Raw genomic sequence first — 15,190 nt, 5'->3', positions numbered from 1 at the left:
CAGGACGTAGACGCCGTCGGGCGGGGTGCCCATCGGGGCGTCGCAGTGGACCGCGGCCGCCGTCTCGGGGCGGCCGTCGCCGTCGAGGTCGCCGGAGCCCCGCTTCTGCACGACGGCCTTCACCGGGCCGCACTCGATCGGGAACGTCACCGCGGCCGGGTCGGGCGGAGTCATGTGCGCCGGAGCGCTCTTGGTCTCGGGAGCGGCCGGCTGGGCCGCCGTCGCCGCGCCGGGCTGCAGGACCGAGGAGAAGGCGACGACGCCCGCGACGGCGGTCGCGGTGGCGAGCCAGTGGATGGGACGGGTGTGGGTGTGGGCGAGCTCCGGGACGGCGGAAGACTGCACTAGGAGGGTCTCCTGAGGCTGTGCCGGTGGGGTGGCCAGCATGGTGCCACACGTCACACCGCGAGGGAACGGCGGGGTGTGCACGTCCTGCGCCGGGGAAGTCTGAGGGGTTGCGGTTCCTGCCGCTGTGTCAGCGAGCCTGTGCGGGCCCGGCTCCCGCTCACCGCGCCGTGGGCCCGTGCGGTCCGCGCGGCAGGTCAACGGCGTCGGGTGAGGGTTCACCCGGGGCGGCAACGGAAAGGCGCCGTGGCGGAGTTCCGATAGGTATCCGGGAACTCCGGCACGGCGCCGGTGCCTTGGACGCGGTGACGGGCCGCCTCAGCGGCCGGCGCCGCCGTCGGCGTTCGGGCCGGAGTAGTCCTCGCCGTACGCGCCCTTGGCGGGGCGGCGGCGGCGCATCGGGGGCTCCACACCGTCCGCGAGGCGGCGGGCGGTGAGCAGGAATCCGGTGTGGCCGATCATACGGTGGTCCGGGCGCACGGCCAGGCCCTCGATGTGCCAGTTGCGGATCATCGACTCCCAGGCCGTCGGCTCGTTGAAGCCGCCGATCTCGCGGATGGACTCGACGGTCCTGGCGAGCTGGGTGGTGGTGGCCACGTAGCAACACAGGATGCCGCCGGGGACGAGCGCCTTGGAGACGCCCTCCAGGCACTCCCAGGGGGCGAGCATGTCCAGGATGACGCGGTCGACCTCGGTGTCGCTGAGGTTGTCCTGGAGGTCGCCGACGGTCAGCTGCCAGGCCGGGTGCGGGCCGCCGAAGTAGCGCTCCACGTTCTGCTGGGCGATCTCGGCGAAGTCCTCGCGGCGCTCGTAGGAGTGCAGCATTCCCTGGTCGCCGATGGCGCGCAGCAGGAAGCTGCTGAGCGAGCCGGAGCCCACGCCCGCCTCCACGACGCGTGCGCCGGGGAAGATGTCGGCGAAGGCCAGGATCTGCCCCGCGTCCTTGGGGTAGACCACGGCGGCGCCGCGGGGCATGGACAGGACGTAGTCGGGGAGCAGGGGTCGCAGCGCCAGGTAGGCGACGTTTCCCGTGGTACGGACAACACTGCCCTCGGGAGCGCCGATCAGCTCGTCGTGCGGGAAGGAACCCTTGTGGGTGTGGAAATTCTTCCCGGCCTCGAGCGTGAACGTGTAGTGGCGTCCCTTGGGGTCGGTGAGCTGGACCTGGTCCCCGACCTTGAAGGGCCCGCGACGGCGGGCGGCACCGGTCGGTTCGGACATGTGACCAGCCTACCGGCCCCCGCGCGGGCCGCCGACCACGGTGTCGGCGGTCCCGGCCCGGTCAGGAGGGGCGGGCCATGGCCTTGACGAAGGCGCGTTCCACGTCCGCGGCGGACAGCACTCCGTAGATCTCGCCGGACTCCTCGACGACGAGGTACTCGGTGGCGGGTGTGGTGCGGAGGGTGTCGAGGAGTTCCTCGCCCGCCAGTTCGGCGGAGACCCGCATGCCCTCGGTGATGTCCTGGGCGAGGCCGCCGACGTCGATCCAGGGGCGGCGGTGCTGGGGCACGGAGACGATCGCCGCCTCGCGGACCACGGCCATCGGGTCGCCGTCCGCGTCGACGACGACGAGGGCACGGGCGCCCGCGTCGTTGGCCCGGCGCAGCGCCTCGGAGAGCGGGGTGTCGCCCTCGACGGGGACGGCGCGGCGGGTCAGGGTGCGGGCGCGCAGCTCGGGCAGGTGTTCGCGCAGCCGGGCCATGCGGAGGCTGTTGCCGGCGCCGGTCCAGATGATCGCGGCGAGGATCGCGGCGAGCAGGGCGTCCATGACGGTGTCCATGCCGCCGATGTCCTGGGCGTCGCCGCCGAGGGCGCCGGACTGGTTGAGCAGCGGCAGCCCGATGAGGACGGAGATGGCGAGGGCGCGGCCGACCCAGGCGGCGGCCACGGTGCCGCTCATGGGCCTGCCGGTGATCTTCCAGACGACGGCGCGGAGCATCCGGCCGCCGTCCAGGGGCAGGCCGGGCAGGAGGTTGAAGGCGGCGACGATGAGGTTGGAGATCATCAGTCCCGCGAGCAGGACGCCCGGCACGGTGCCCGGGTCGACGGCCTGCATCCCCGCGTAGAACACCCCGGCGAGGACGAGGGAGAGGAGCGGGCCGACGAAGGCGAGGACGAACTCGCGTCCGGGGGTCTCGGACTCCTTCTCGATCTCGGAGACGCCGCCGAAGAACTGCAGCTGGATGCGGCGCACCGGCAGCTTGAAGCGGAGGGCCGCGACGGTGTGGGCGAGTTCGTGGACGAGTACGGAGGCGTAGAAGGCCACCGCGAAGAAGAGGGAGACGAGGTAGCGGGCGCCGCCGAGTTCGGGCAGCACGCGGTCGAGCTGGTCGCCGAAGACCCAGGTGATGAGGGCGGCGACGAGGAACCAGCTGGGCGCGACGTAGACGGGCACGCCGAACGGCCTACCCATGAGCAGTCCGCCGCCGGGCCCCTTCCGGTTGCCGGGCGGCGCGGGGGTGCCCTTGCCGCCGGACTGCTCCCGCGGTGTGGCTTTGGTGAGGTCGGGGCGCTGCTCGTCAGGGCGCTGGTTGTCGGGGCTCTGCTCACCGGGGTTCTGCTCACGCGGCGGCTCGGCCGCGGAGGCGTCCGTGCCGGCTGGGGCGTCCGGGGACGCGGAGGTGTCCGTGCCGGGTGGGGTGTCCGGGGACGCGGAGGTGTCCGTGCCGGCTGGGGTGTCCGTGTTCTCGTCCCGTGGCCGGGCCGGTTCGTCGGCCGGGTGCCTCGGCGCCTCCGGGGCGCCGGACGCGTCCGTCGGCCGCTCGGGGTCCCGGTCCGCCTCGGCCCGGCGCGCCGGTTCGTCGGCCGTGTCGACCGGACGTGCCGGCTCCGGGGAGCCGTGCGCACCGTCCGGCCGCAGGCCCTCGGCGCCGTCGGACCGCGGCCTGCCGCTCCCGCCGCTTTCGTCCACGATGTCCCCTCGATCGAAGCGTCCCTCGCCCCGGTATGGCGTGGTTACCCGCACGATCATGCAGGGCGAGAGGGTCTGCCGTCGATGGTATGCGGCTGTTGTCGGTGGCGGGTCGTAGGGTCTGTCCCTATGGAAACCAGCACCGACGGCGTCGTGGCGGCCGTGCGCCCGGCGTCCCTGTCGCCCTCGCGCGCGGGCGATTTCATGCAGTGCCCCCTGCTCTACCGGTTCCGGGTGATCGACAAGCTGCCCGAGAAGCCGAGTGAGGCGGCGACCCGGGGCACGCTGGTGCACGCGGTCCTTGAGCGGCTCTTCGACGCGCCCGCGAGCGAGCGCACCGCGCCGCGCGCCAAGTCGCTCATCCCGGGCCAGTGGGACCGGCTGCGGGAGGCCAAGCCCGAGCTGACGGAGCTCTTCGCGGACGACCCGGAGGGCGAGCGGATGGCGAGCTGGCTGTCCGACGCGGAGCGGCTGGTGGAGCGCTGGTTCACGCTGGAGGACCCGACGCGGCTCGAGCCCGCCGAGCGGGAGCTCTTCGTCCAGGCCGAGCTGGAGTCGGGCCTGAGGCTGCGCGGCATCATCGACCGTGTGGACGTGGCCCCTTCGGGCGAGGTCCGCATCGTCGACTACAAGACGGGCAAGGCCCCGCGTCCGGAGTACGCGGAGGGCGCCCTGTTCCAGATGAAGTTCTACGCCCTGGTGGTGTGGCGGCTGAAGGGCGTCGTGCCGCGCCGCCTCCAGCTCGTCTACCTGGGCAGTGGCGACGTCATCACGTACGACCCGGTGGTCGCCGATCTGGAGCGGGTCGAGCGCAAGCTGCTCGCGCTGTGGGAGGCGATCGAGCTGGCGACGGAGACCGGGAACTGGCGGCCGCGGCCGACCAAACTGTGCGGCTGGTGCGACCATCGGGCGGTATGCCCGGAATTCGGCGGGACTCCCCCGCCGTATCCGCTTCCTGTGAGGGCGCCCGAGTCGGCGGAGGGCGAGCAGGGCAGAATGGGCCCGGGCTAGCTAAGGAGAGACACCGTGGCCATCCGCGTCCTACTGGTCGATGACCAGCCGCTGTTGCGCACCGGCTTCCGGATGATTCTGGAGGCCGAGCAGGACATCGCGGTCGTCGGCGAGGCCGGCGACGGCCTGCAGGCTCTCGACCAGGTGCGGGCGCTGCAGCCCGACGTCGTCCTGATGGACATCCGCATGCCGCGGATGGACGGGGTGGAGGCGACCCGCCAGATCACCGGCCCCGGCCGGGACGGTCCGGCGAAGGTGCTGGTCCTGACCACCTTCGACCTCGACGAGTACGTGGTGGAGGCGCTGCGCGCCGGTGCCAGCGGCTTCCTCCTCAAGGACGCCCCGGCCAACGAGCTGGTGCAGGCGATCCGGGTGGTCGCGGCCGGCGAGGCGATGCTCGCGCCGAGCATCACCCGCCGCCTCCTCGACAAGTACTCCGCGCACCTGCCGTCCGGCGACGAGCCGGTGCCGGACACCCTGCACACGCTGACCGACCGCGAGGTCGAGGTCCTGAAGCTGGTCGCCCGCGGCCTGTCGAACGCCGAGATCGCCGCGGACCTCTTCGTGAGCGAGACGACCGTGAAGACGCACGTGGGCCATGTGCTCACCAAGCTCGGGCTGCGCGACCGGGTGCAGGCCGCGGTGTACGCGTACGAGAGCGGGTTGGTGCGCCCCGGCGCGCAGTGACCGCCCGCTCCGCCGGGCCCGCAACGACGAAGGTGGCCGCCCCCTCCACGGGGGCGGCCACCTTTCTCGTACGTGGGCGGGGCTCGGTCGGCCGCTCGGGGCTCCGTCGGCCGTCCGGTCAGCCCTTGCTGATCTCCCAGAAGCGGAAGACCGTCGACGCGTCGAGGCAGGACTCCAGGCCGTAGACGCTGTCGCGGACGACGGCGTACTGCTTGGCCTGCCACACCGGCAGGACGGGCAGCTGGTCGGCCACGATGTCCTGCAGCTCGCCGTACTGCTTGTCGGTCTTGGTGCGGTCGCTCTCGGTGGCGGTGCCCGGGATGATCTTCCCGGTGATGGCGCTGTTCTCGAAGTGGTTGCCGAGGACGTTGCCCTTGCCGAAGAACGGCTGGGTGAAGTTGTCCGCGTCCGGGTAGTCCGGCACCCAGCCCTTGACGTAGACGCCGTACTTGCCGGCCTCGATGTCCTTCTCGTACTGCTCGAACTCGACGGACTTCACGTCGGCGTCGAACAGGCCGGACGCGTTGAGCTGCTTGGCGATGGCCTTCAGCTCCTGGTCCGTGGCCGGGCCGTAGCGCGAGGGCGTCGACCAGAGCGTGAGCTTGGCCTTGCCGTCGATGCCGGCGCCGCGCAGGGCGGACGCGGCCTTCGCGCGCTGCGGACGGGCGCCGTAGGTGTCGAAGAACGCCGTGTTGTGGCCGCCGATGCCCGCCGGGACGATCGAGTACAGGGGCGTCGCGGTGTCCTTGTAGACCTCCTGGACGAGGGCGTCCCGGTCCAGGAGGTACGCGATGGCCTTGCGCACCCCGAGCTTGCCCGCGACCGGGTCCTTCATGTTGAAGACCAGGTGCTGCACCTCGGCGCTGGTGCCCTCGACGATGTCGACGTCCTGGCCCTCCTTGGAGGTGTCCCGCTCGATGTCCGCGATGTCGGCGGCGGCGAGGCCTCGGTAGGCCAGGTCGATCTCGCCGCCCAGGAGCGCCTTCTTCAGGCCCTTCTGGTCGCCGTGGAAGAATTTGATGGCCACGCCGTCGTTCTTGACCTTGGCGGTGCCCTGGTAGTCGGAGTTGACGGAGAAGACCGCCTGCTCCTTGTCGAACGAGTCCAGCTTGTACGGCCCCGAGCCGACCGCCTTGCCGTCCTCGCGCAGCCCGTTCATGTCGTACTCGCGGTGGTCCACGATGGAGCCGGCACCCGAGGCGATTTTGCTGGGGAAGGTCGCGTCGGAGTACTTCAGCTTGAAGACCACCGTCTTGGTGTTCGGCGTCTCCACCCGGTCGAGCATCGGGAACATGATCGCCGGACCGGCGTCGTCCTTGATGTGCCGCATGCGGTCGAAGGAGAACTTGACGTCCTTGGCGGTCAGCGCGTCGCCGTTGCTGAACTTCAGGCCGTCGCGCAGCTCACACTTGAAGACCTTCGCCTCCGCGTCCGTGAACCCGCACCGCTTCGCGGCCTCCGGCTCCGGCTCGGTGGCGCCCTTGGGGAAGCTCAGGAGCGACTGGAAGACGTTGTTGAACAGGAGCCAGGAGCCGGGGTCGTAGCCGGACGCGGGGTCGGTGGCGAGGACGTCGTCGGACATCCCCATCACGACCGCGTCGCCCGTGTCCCCCGCACCGCCCGATTCCGTGCCGCAGCCGGTCAGCAGGGCGGCGGCCAGCCCTCCCGTGAGGGGAAGGGCCAGCCACTGGTTACGACATTTCACTTACGTGCCTTTGGTGTTGAGGTCGTTCGCTGGACTTGAGGACGCCGGGGTGCCCTCGGTGCGCGAAGGTCAGCCGCTCACACCGCGGCCGAGCTCCCACAGCTGGAGGTTGGACGAGGAGTTGAGCGCCCACTCGACGCCCGTGATGTCGTCGCGCGCCGCGATGTACTGCTTGCCCTGCCACAGCGGGAGCACCGGCACGTCGTCGGCGACGATGTCCTGGATCCTGCGGATGCTCTTGGAGGCGGCGAGCCGGTCGGCCTCGCGACGGGACGTGGGGATCAACTGGTCGTTGACCGTGTCGTTCACGTACGGCGAGCCGAGGAAGTTGTCCTTGTCGAGGAAGGGCGCGAGGAAGTTGTCGGCGTCCGGGAAGTCGGGGAACCAGCCCATGCCGTAGGCCGCGTACTTGCCGTCGCGCTCGGCGGCGCGGAAGGTGTTCCACGGCACGCCCTTGACCGACACGTCGAACAGGCCGGAGGCGTTCAGCTGCTTCTTCAGCAGCTCGAACTCCTTCTTGGTGCCCGGGCCGTAATGGTCCGTGGTGTAGTGCAGCGTCATCTTCACCGGGGTGGTGACGTTCGCCCGGTTGAGCAGGGCGCGGGCCTTGGCCGTGCTCGGGTTGCCGTACTTGTTGAAGAACGAGTTGGCGTGGCCGGTGATGGTCGACGGCACCAGGGAGTACAGCGGGTCGGCCGTCGAGCCGTACACCGAGGAGGCCAGCGCGCCGCGGTCGACGAGCTGCGCCATGGCCTGGCGGACGGCCTTGTTCTTGGCCGTCGGGGCGTCGGTGTTGAAGGCGAGGTAGCGGATCTCCAGGCCCTGCATGTCGACCAGGTCGATCTTCTTGCTCGAACCGGCGTCGAGCTCCCTGACCTGCTTGGGCGACATGGTGCGCGTCATCAGGTCGATGTCGCCGTCCTCGAGCGCCTTGCCCATGGCGTCGGCGTCCGGGAAGTTGCGCAGCTCGACCTTGTCGCTCTGTACCTTGAACCCGCCCTTGTAGGTGGGGTTCTTGGTGAACACCGTCTTGACCAGACGGTCGTCCTTCACTTCCTGCTTCGCCGTGTACGGGCCGGAGCCGGACACCTCGAAGCCGTCCCGCAGCTTGTTCTTGCTGTACTGGTCCTTGCTGACGATGCCCGCGGTGGGCGTGGCCAGCTTGAACGGGAACGTGGCGTCCGGCTTCTTGAGGTGGAACACGACGTCGCGGTCGCCCTGGACCTCGATCTCGTCGACGTTCGACACCAGGGCGTCCGAACCGCTCGCGTTCTTGATCTTCATGTCGCGGACGCGCTCGATGGAGAACTTCACGTCCGCGGCGGTCAGCGGCTTGCCGTCGGAGAACTCAAGGCCCTTGCGCAGGGTGCAGGTGTAGCGCTCGTTGCCCGTGTCGGTGAAGCCGCACCGCTCGGCGGCCTCGGGCTGCGGGTCGCCGCCGCCGCGCGGCATCGCCATCAGCGTCTGGACGGTCTGGCGCAGGAGGTTCCAGGAACCGGCGTCGTAGGCGTACGCCGGGTCGAAGGGCGCCGGGACCTCCTTGGAGATGGCGAACGCGTCCGTGGTGCCGACGGCGATCGGCTTGTCGCCGTCCGACCCGTCCGAGCCACCGCACGCGGCGAGCGCGGGGGCGAGCAGACCTATGACAGCCGGCAGCACCAAAGTCTTGCGGTTCATGCTCGACGTTCTCCAGAGCTGTTGAATCCCGTGAATCCGGCAACGCGGGGTGTGGGTTGGTGGTGCACGGGGGGTGGGGCGATGTTCTCGCGACGAGATTAGTCCGCACCAGATGAGCGCCGGAGGGGGCCTGAGCCCCTCTTCCATCACGCTGCGAAACCGGGCGTGGACACACCGATAACCCGACACCGGAAGGTTTCGTGCACGCTCCCACCAATCGGGACACAACGGCACGTCGCCCCACCCTCACCCGGGGCGCGCGGCACACGCGGGCACCCTTGTCGACCCCCTCGGGGGTGGGAAACGTCACACCCCTTCAAGGGGTTGCCGAGGGAACTGTCAGAGGGTCATCAGCCCTTGCAGGAAAGGCAGGTTGACGTCTTCGAGGGAGGCGACGACGGTGCGTCCGGCGGCGGCGGGGATGGGTGCGACCGACGGTACGGCCACGACGCGGCAGCCCGCGGCCTCGGCGGCGGCGACACCGGTCGCGGTGTCCTCGATGACGGCACACCGGGCGGGGTCCGCTCCGAGGCCCCGGGCGGCCAGGAGGTAGGGGTCGGGGTGCGGCTTCGTACGGGCCACCTCGTCGCCGGCGACGGTGAGTTCGAAGTGGTGGGCGCCGATCGAGCCGAGGACGCGGTCGATGATGCGGCGGTGCGAGGCGGAGACCAGGGCCATCGGCACGCCGTGCGCGCCGAGTTCGGCGAGCAGCCGGGTGGCGCCCGGCATCAGCGGCAGGGAGCCGGCGATGCGCTCCTCGAAGCCGTCGTTGAGCAGCACGGTGAGCTCGGGGACGGTGATGTCGGCGCCGGTGGCCTCGATGAGGAAGCCCGCGCTGCGTGTCATGGGGCCGCCGACGACGACGTCGCGCCAGGCCTCGTCGAGCGCGTGCCCGAGGGAGGCGAAGACCGCGACCTCGGCGTCCCACCAGAAGCCCTCGGTGTCCACGAGGGTTCCGTCCATGTCGAGCAGGACACCCTGCAGGGCGGAGCCTTCGGCCGTTCGGGTGCCGAGCGCGGGAACCGTACTGGTCATGCGACCACACCTTCCTCGAGGGACGAGAAGGCCGGCTGCCTCCTTCTGACGGGAAGGCAACCGGCCTGCACTGGACCGACCAGTGTACGACTGCGCCGGATCAGCGCGCGTTGAAATATTTCGCCTCGGGGTGGTGGATGACGATCGCGTCGGTGGACTGCTCGGGGTGGAGCTGGAACTCCTCGGAGAGCTGGACGCCGATCCGCTCCGGCTCCAGCAGCTCCGCGATCTTCGCGCGGTCCTCCAGGTCGGGGCAGGCGCCGTAGCCGAGCGAGAAGCGCGCGCCGCGGTACTTCAGCGCGAACATGTCCTCGACGTCCGCGGGGTCCTCTCCCCCGAAGCCGAGCTCGGCGCGCACCCGGGCGTGCCAGTACTCGGCGAGGGCCTCGGCCAACTGCACGGACAGGCCGTGCAGTTCGAGGTAGTCGCGGTAGGAGTCGGCGGCGAAGAGCTCGGCGGTGGCCCCGCCGATCTTCGAGCCGACGGTGACGACCTGCAGGCCCACCACGTCCGTCTCGCCGGACTCCTCGGGGCGGAAGAAGTCCGCCAGGCACAGCCGCCGGCCGCGGCGCTGGCGCGGGAAGGTGAAGCGGGTGCGCTCGGCGCCGTCCTCACCGAGGATGATCAGGTCGTCACCCTTGGAGACACACGGAAAGTAGCCGTGCACGACGGCGGCTTCCAGCAGGTTGTCGGTCTGCAGCCGGTCCAGCCAGCCGCGCAGCCGCGGCCTGCCCTCGCTCTCCACCAGCTCCTCGTACGAGGGTCCGTCGCCGGTCCGCGCCTGCTTGAGGCCCCACTGGCCCTTGAACAGCGCGCCCTCGTCCAGCCAGGACGCGTACTCCTTGAGCTGGATGCCCTTGACCACCCGGGTGCCCCAGAACGGCGGCTCCGGGATCGGGTTGTCCACCGCCACGTCGGAGCGGGTCGGCAGCTCTTCCTCATTGACCTCGAGGACGGCCGCGGTGGCCTTGCTCGGCACCCGGCGCTGCTTGAGCTCGGGCAGCGTCGCCCCGGGCACGCCCCGCTTGACGGCGATGAGGGCGTCCATCAGGCGCAGGCCCTCGAAGGCGTCGCGGGCGTAGCGGACCTCGCCCTCGTAGATCTCGTGCAGGTCCTGCTCGACGTAGGCGCGGGTGAGGGCGGCGCCGCCGAGGATGACGGGGAAGTCGGCGGCCATCTTGCGCTGGTTGAGCTCCTCCAGGTTCTCCTTCATGATCACCGTGGATTTCACCAGGAGCCCGGACATGCCGATCACATCGGCCTTGTGCTCCGCGGCGGCGTCCAGGATCGCGGCGACGGGCTGCTTGATGCCGAGGTTGACGACGTTGTAGCCGTTGTTGGACAGGATGATGTCGACGAGGTTCTTGCCGATGTCGTGGACGTCGCCGCGGACGGTGGCCAGCACGATGGTGCCCTTGCCCTCGTCGTCGGTCTTCTCCATGTGCGGCTCCAGGTGGGCCACGGCGGTCTTCATCACCTCGGCGGACTGGAGCACGAAGGGCAGCTGCATCTGGCCGGAGCCGAAGAGCTCGCCGACGACCTTCATGCCCTCCAGGAGGGTGTTGTTGACGATGTCGAGGGCCGGGGTGTCCTGGAGGGCCTCGTCCAGGTCGGCCTCCAGGCCGTTCTTCTCGCCGTCGATGATGCGGCGCTGCAGGCGCTCGTCCAGCGGCAGCGCGAGGAGCTCCTCGGCCTTGCCGGCCTTCATCGACTTCGTCGAGACGCCCTCGAAGAGCTCCATCAGCTTCTGCAGCGGGTCGTAGCCCTCGGCGCGCCGGTCGTAGATCAGGTCGAGCGCGGTGGTGACCTGCTCCTCGTCGAACCGCGCGATCGGCAGGATCTTCGAGGCGTGCACGATCGCGGAGTCGAGCCCGGCCTTGACGCACTCGTCCAGGAAGACGGAGTTGAGCAGGACCCGGGCGGCCGGGTTGAGGCCGAAGGAGATGTTCGACAGGCCCAGCGTCGTCTGCACGGCCGGGTGGCGCTTCTTCAGCTCCCTGATCGCCTCGATGGTGGCGATGCCGTCCTTGCGGGACTCCTCCTGGCCGGTGCAGATGGTGAAGGTCAGGGTGTCGATGAGGATGTCCGACTCGTGGATGCCCCAGGTGCCGGTGAGGTCCTCGATGAGCCGTTCGGCGATGGCGACCTTGTGCTCGGGGGTGCGGGCCTGGCCCTCCTCGTCGATGGTCAGCGCGATCAGCGCGGCGCCGTGCTCCTTGGCCAGCGCGGTGACCTTCGCGAAGCGCGACTCGGGCCCGTCGCCGTCCTCGTAGTTGACGGAGTTGATGACCGCGCGCCCGCCCAACTTCTCCAACCCGGCCTGCAGGACGGGCAGTTCGGTGGAGTCGAGGACGATCGGCAGGGTGGAGGCGGTGGCGAAGCGGCCCGCGAGCTCGGCCATGTCCGCGACGCCGTCGCGGCCCACGTAGTCCACGCACAGGTCCAGCATGTGCGCGCCCTCACGGATCTGATCGCGCGCCATCTCCACGCAGTCGTCCCAGCGGCCCTCCAGCATCGCCTCGCGGAACTTCTTCGAGCCGTTGGCGTTCGTGCGCTCACCGATCGCCATGTACGCGGTGTCCTGGCGGAACGGAACCGTCTGGTACAGCGACGCGGCACCCGGCTCGGGGCGCGGCTCACGGGCGGCGGTCGCAACGCCCCGTACCCGCTCCACGACCTGGCGCAGGTGTTCGGGCGTCGTACCGCAGCAGCCGCCCACCAGGGACAGGCCGTAGTCGCGGACGAAGTTCTCCTGCGCGTCGGCCAGCTCGGCGGCGGTCAGGGGGTAGTGGGCACCGTCCTTGCCGAGGACGGGCAGGCCGGCGTTGGGCATGCAGGAGATCGGGACGCGCGAGTGACGGGCGAGATAGCGCAGGTGCTCGCTCATCTCGGCGGGGCCGGTGGCGCAGTTCAGGCCGATCATGTCGATGCCCAGCGGCTCCAGGGCGGTGAGCGCGGCGCCGATCTCGGAGCCCAGGAGCATGGTGCCGGTCGTCTCGACAGTGACCGAGCAGATCACCGGGAGGTTCGCGCCGGTGGCGTCCAGGGCGCGGCGGGCGCCGAGGATGGCGGCCTTGGTCTGCAGGAGGTCCTGGGTGGTCTCGACCAGGAGCGCGTCGGCGCCGCCGGCGATCATGCCTTCCGCGTTCGTCTGGTAGGCGTCGCGCAGGGTGGCGTACGGGGCGTGGCCGAGGGTCGGCAGCTTGGTGCCCGGGCCCATCGAGCCCAGCACCCAGCGCTGCTGCCCGGTGTCCCGGGTGAACTCGTCGGCGACCTCGCGGGCGATGCGCGCGCCGGCCTCGGAGAGCTCGAAGTTGCGCTCGGGGATGTCGTACTCGTTCAGAGCCGCGAAGTTCGCGCCGAAGGTGTTGGTCTCCACGCAGTCCACGCCGACCGCGAAGTACTCCTGGTGGACGGAGCGCACGATGTCGGGGCGGGTGATGTTCAGGACTTCGTTGCAGCCCTCGAGCTGCTGGAAGTCGTCCATCGTGGGGTCCTGCGCCTGGAGCATGGTGCCCATCGCGCCGTCGGCCACCACCACGCGGGTGGCCAGGGCCTCGCGGAGGGCGTCGACCCGGGTCCTGCTCTCGGACGATGCGGGCGTGGGCTGCGACGACGGGGTTGGCGACGAGGCCATGAAAGAGCTCCCTGGAGTGCGACGGCTGTCGGCTTTGCGCCTTCTGGCTGGAGGGCGCACTCGGCCAGGGTAGCCGGGACCAAGGTCCCGCGGTGGAGGCGTCCACGAGACGGACTAGTGCGGCGTCGTGCCTCGTCCTCGTGCTCGGCACGAGATCGCGGACAAGACATCTCGTCCACGCATTAGCGAGAGGTCGACAACGACCGATAGTGTTCAGCATTGCCGAACGCCGACACCGGTGCGGCGACATGGAGCGAGGGGACGGAGGTCGGGGCTGCGATGGCACGCAACATCCAGTCGCTCGAACGGGCCGCGGCGATGCTGCGGCTGCTCGCGGGCGGCGAGCGACGGCTCGGCCTCTCGGAGATCGCCTCCTCCCTCGACCTCGCCAAGGGTACGGCGCACGGCATCCTGCGCACCCTGCAGGCGGAGGGCTTCGTCGAGCAGGACTCCGCGTCGGGCCGCTACCAGCTGGGCGCCGAGCTGCTGCGCCTCGGCAACAGCTATCTGGACGTGCACGAGCTGCGGGCCCGGGCCCTGGTGTGGACCGACGACCTGGCCCGCTCCAGCGGCGAGAGCGTCCACCTCGGCGTCCTGCACCAGCAGGGCGTGCTCATCGTCCACCACGTCTTCCGCCCGGACGACAGCCGCCAGGTCCTGGAGGTGGGGGCCATGCAGCCGCTGCACTCCACGGCGCTGGGCAAGGTGCTGTCCGCGTACGACCCGGTCGCGCACAACGAAGCCGTCGAGGTCGAGCGCAACTCCTTCACGGCGCACACCGTGACCGACCCCGAGGGCTTCGAGTCCATCCTCGACCTGACCCGCGCGCGCGGGTACGCGGCCGACGTGGAGGAGACCTGGGAGGGCATCGCCTCCGTCGCCGCCCCGATCCACGACCGGCGCCGCATGCCGGTCGGCGCGGTCGGCGTCACCGGCGCCGTCGAGCGGGTCTGCCGGGACGGGGAGCTGCGGCCCGAGCTGATCGCCGCCGTACGGGACTGCGCGCGCGCCGTCTCGCGGGACCTGGGCGCCGGGCGCTTCTGACGCCCTCCCCCGCCTGCGGGCGGGCCCGTCCCGTGGTGGCGTGGACCCATAAGACGGAACGATCAATAACGATCGTGTTTTCAATAACAGAACCCTTGACGTGCCAGTAACCCCGGGGTGAGACTCGCGTCCATCGGTCGGCATTGTCGAACACCTACCGGCATTACGCGCTAGAGTGTGACAAGGCCAAGGGCCGGCAACGACCTCACCTGAGGTCGCGGACCACCGGAGGGACCCGGGGTTCGCCTTCCCCTGGACGAAGGACAAAGGAGTCGCGGGTGTCCAGCTCCGACATCTTCATCGGCGAGACCATCGGTACCGCCGTGCTCATCCTGCTCGGCGGTGGCGTGTGCGCCGCCGTCACGCTCAAGCGCTCAAAGGCCAAGGACGCCGGCTGGCTCGCGGTCACCTTCGGGTGGGGCTTCGCGGTCCTGACCGGCGCCTATCTCGCGGGTGGCGTCTCCGGCGCCCACCTCAACCCGGCGGTCACGCTCGGTCTCGCCATCGAGGGCGGCACCAAGTGGAGCGACGTACCGCTGTACCTGGCCTCGCAGCTGCTGGGCGCGATGATCGGCGCCGTACTGGTGTGGGTCACCTACCTGGGCCAGTTCAGGGCCCATCTGACCGACCCCGAGATCCTCGCGGCGCAGCCGGTCGAGGAGGGCATGGTCGACCAGAAGGCCGCGCCGTCGGCCGGTCCGGTGCTCGGCGTCTTCTCGACCGGTCCGGAGATCCGCAACTACGTCCAGAACGTGCTCACGGAGATCATCGCCACGGTCGTCCTGGTCCTCGCCATCCTGACCCAGGGCCTGAACGACGGCGGCAACGGCCTCGGCACCCTCGGCGCCCTGATCACCGCGCTCGTCGTGGTCGGCATCGGCCTCTCCCTCGGTGGCCCCACGGGCTACGCGATCAACCCCGTCCGTGACCTCGGTCCGCGCATCATCCACTCCGTGCTCCCGCTGCCGAACAAGGGCAGCTCGGACTGGTCGTACGCCTGGGTGCCGGTCGTCGGCCCACTGATCGGCGGCGCCATCGCCGGCGGTCTCTACAACGTCGCGTTCAAGTAGACCCGCGACAGCGACCGATGACCGCCACAGACGCCTGAGACCGACAGCCAAGAATTTCTGGAGCACAC

The 15,190-nt window shown here is 70.3% G+C and carries 10 protein-coding genes and 1 pseudogene; 4 read left to right on the top strand and 7 right to left on the bottom strand.

What is annotated here, in order from left to right; translation table 11 throughout:
• The 3 genes and pseudogenes from ACZ6CV_RS32240 to ACZ6CV_RS32230 all read right to left on the bottom strand — a co-directional run.
• Nucleotides 1–345, bottom strand: a pseudogene (locus ACZ6CV_RS32240) (hypothetical protein); the annotation flags it as partial.
• Between the two features lie 318 nt (nucleotides 346–663).
• Nucleotides 664–1,566 (bottom strand): tRNA (adenine-N1)-methyltransferase, encoded by a 903-nt coding sequence (locus ACZ6CV_RS32235; protein ID WP_469254764.1) that lies wholly within the window; start codon nucleotides 1,564–1,566, stop codon nucleotides 664–666.
• 61 nt (nucleotides 1,567–1,627) lie between these two features.
• On the bottom strand, nucleotides 1,628–3,256 hold the full coding sequence (locus tag ACZ6CV_RS32230) for a site-2 protease family protein (RefSeq protein WP_469254762.1): 1,629 nt from the start codon (nucleotides 3,254–3,256) through the stop codon (nucleotides 1,628–1,630).
• 129 nt (nucleotides 3,257–3,385) lie between these two features.
• Between ACZ6CV_RS32230 and ACZ6CV_RS32225 the strand changes: the two genes are divergently transcribed.
• Both ACZ6CV_RS32225 and ACZ6CV_RS32220 read left to right on the top strand, forming a co-directional pair.
• Complete coding sequence (locus tag ACZ6CV_RS32225; RefSeq protein ID WP_469254760.1) at nucleotides 3,386–4,267, top strand: RecB family exonuclease; 882 nt, start codon at nucleotides 3,386–3,388, stop codon at nucleotides 4,265–4,267.
• A gap of 15 nt (nucleotides 4,268–4,282) precedes the next feature.
• The gene (locus ACZ6CV_RS32220) at nucleotides 4,283–4,954 is read left to right on the top strand and encodes a response regulator (RefSeq protein ID WP_030782872.1); all 672 of its coding nucleotides are present in this window, start codon (nucleotides 4,283–4,285) and stop codon (nucleotides 4,952–4,954) included.
• A 118-nt stretch (nucleotides 4,955–5,072) separates the two neighbouring features.
• Here the strand turns inward: ACZ6CV_RS32220 and ACZ6CV_RS32215 are convergent, their stop codons facing one another.
• The 4 genes from ACZ6CV_RS32215 to metH all read right to left on the bottom strand — a co-directional run bounded on the left by ACZ6CV_RS32215 (nucleotide 5,073) and on the right by metH (nucleotide 13,008).
• Nucleotides 5,073–6,659 carry an ABC transporter substrate-binding protein gene (locus ACZ6CV_RS32215; RefSeq protein WP_469254758.1) on the bottom strand — a complete coding sequence of 529 codons (1,587 nt, stop codon included), beginning with the start codon at nucleotides 6,657–6,659 and terminating at the stop codon, nucleotides 5,073–5,075.
• A gap of 69 nt (nucleotides 6,660–6,728) precedes the next feature.
• Complete coding sequence (locus ACZ6CV_RS32210) at nucleotides 6,729–8,336, bottom strand: ABC transporter substrate-binding protein (RefSeq protein ID WP_469254756.1); 1,608 nt, start codon at nucleotides 8,334–8,336, stop codon at nucleotides 6,729–6,731.
• Nucleotides 8,337–8,675: 339 nt separating this feature from the next.
• Nucleotides 8,676–9,371: an HAD family hydrolase gene (locus ACZ6CV_RS32205; protein WP_469254754.1), complete on the bottom strand. Its 696-nt coding sequence runs from the start codon at nucleotides 9,369–9,371 to the stop codon at nucleotides 8,676–8,678.
• A gap of 100 nt (nucleotides 9,372–9,471) precedes the next feature.
• Nucleotides 9,472–13,008 (bottom strand): methionine synthase, encoded by a 3,537-nt coding sequence (metH, locus tag ACZ6CV_RS32200; RefSeq protein ID WP_469254752.1) that lies wholly within the window; start codon nucleotides 13,006–13,008, stop codon nucleotides 9,472–9,474.
• 279 nt (nucleotides 13,009–13,287) lie between these two features.
• Between metH and ACZ6CV_RS32195 the strand changes: the two genes are divergently transcribed.
• Both ACZ6CV_RS32195 and ACZ6CV_RS32190 read left to right on the top strand, forming a co-directional pair.
• Complete coding sequence (locus tag ACZ6CV_RS32195; protein ID WP_362371225.1) at nucleotides 13,288–14,052, top strand: IclR family transcriptional regulator; 765 nt, start codon at nucleotides 13,288–13,290, stop codon at nucleotides 14,050–14,052.
• A 278-nt stretch (nucleotides 14,053–14,330) separates the two neighbouring features.
• A complete protein-coding gene (locus ACZ6CV_RS32190; protein ID WP_469254750.1) occupies nucleotides 14,331–15,122 on the top strand; it encodes an MIP/aquaporin family protein in 792 nt (263 codons plus the stop codon).
• Nucleotides 15,123–15,190: the final 68 nt, after the last annotated feature.

The organism is Streptomyces sp. NPDC041713 (genome assembly GCF_055591085.1).
The sequence above is the reverse complement of the archived record's forward strand: the minus strand, read 5'-3'. Positions and strand labels throughout refer to the sequence as shown.

What these genes read in the sequence shown, in the direction of transcription:
- ACZ6CV_RS32235 (WP_469254764.1), bottom strand. Translation starts at nt 1,566, where the DNA reads ATGTCCGAACCGACCGGTGCCGCCCGCCGTCGCGGGCCCTTCAAGGTC.
- ACZ6CV_RS32225 (WP_469254760.1), top strand. Translation starts at nt 3,386, where the DNA reads ATGGAAACCAGCACCGACGGCGTCGTGGCGGCCGTGCGCCCGGCGTCC.
- ACZ6CV_RS32210 (WP_469254756.1), bottom strand. Translation starts at nt 8,336, where the DNA reads ATGAACCGCAAGACTTTGGTGCTGCCGGCTGTCATAGGTCTGCTCGCC.
- ACZ6CV_RS32205 (WP_469254754.1), bottom strand. Translation starts at nt 9,371, where the DNA reads ATGACCAGTACGGTTCCCGCGCTCGGCACCCGAACGGCCGAAGGCTCC.
- metH (WP_469254752.1), bottom strand. Translation starts at nt 13,008, where the DNA reads ATGGCCTCGTCGCCAACCCCGTCGTCGCAGCCCACGCCCGCATCGTCC.
- ACZ6CV_RS32195 (WP_362371225.1), top strand. Translation starts at nt 13,288, where the DNA reads ATGGCACGCAACATCCAGTCGCTCGAACGGGCCGCGGCGATGCTGCGG.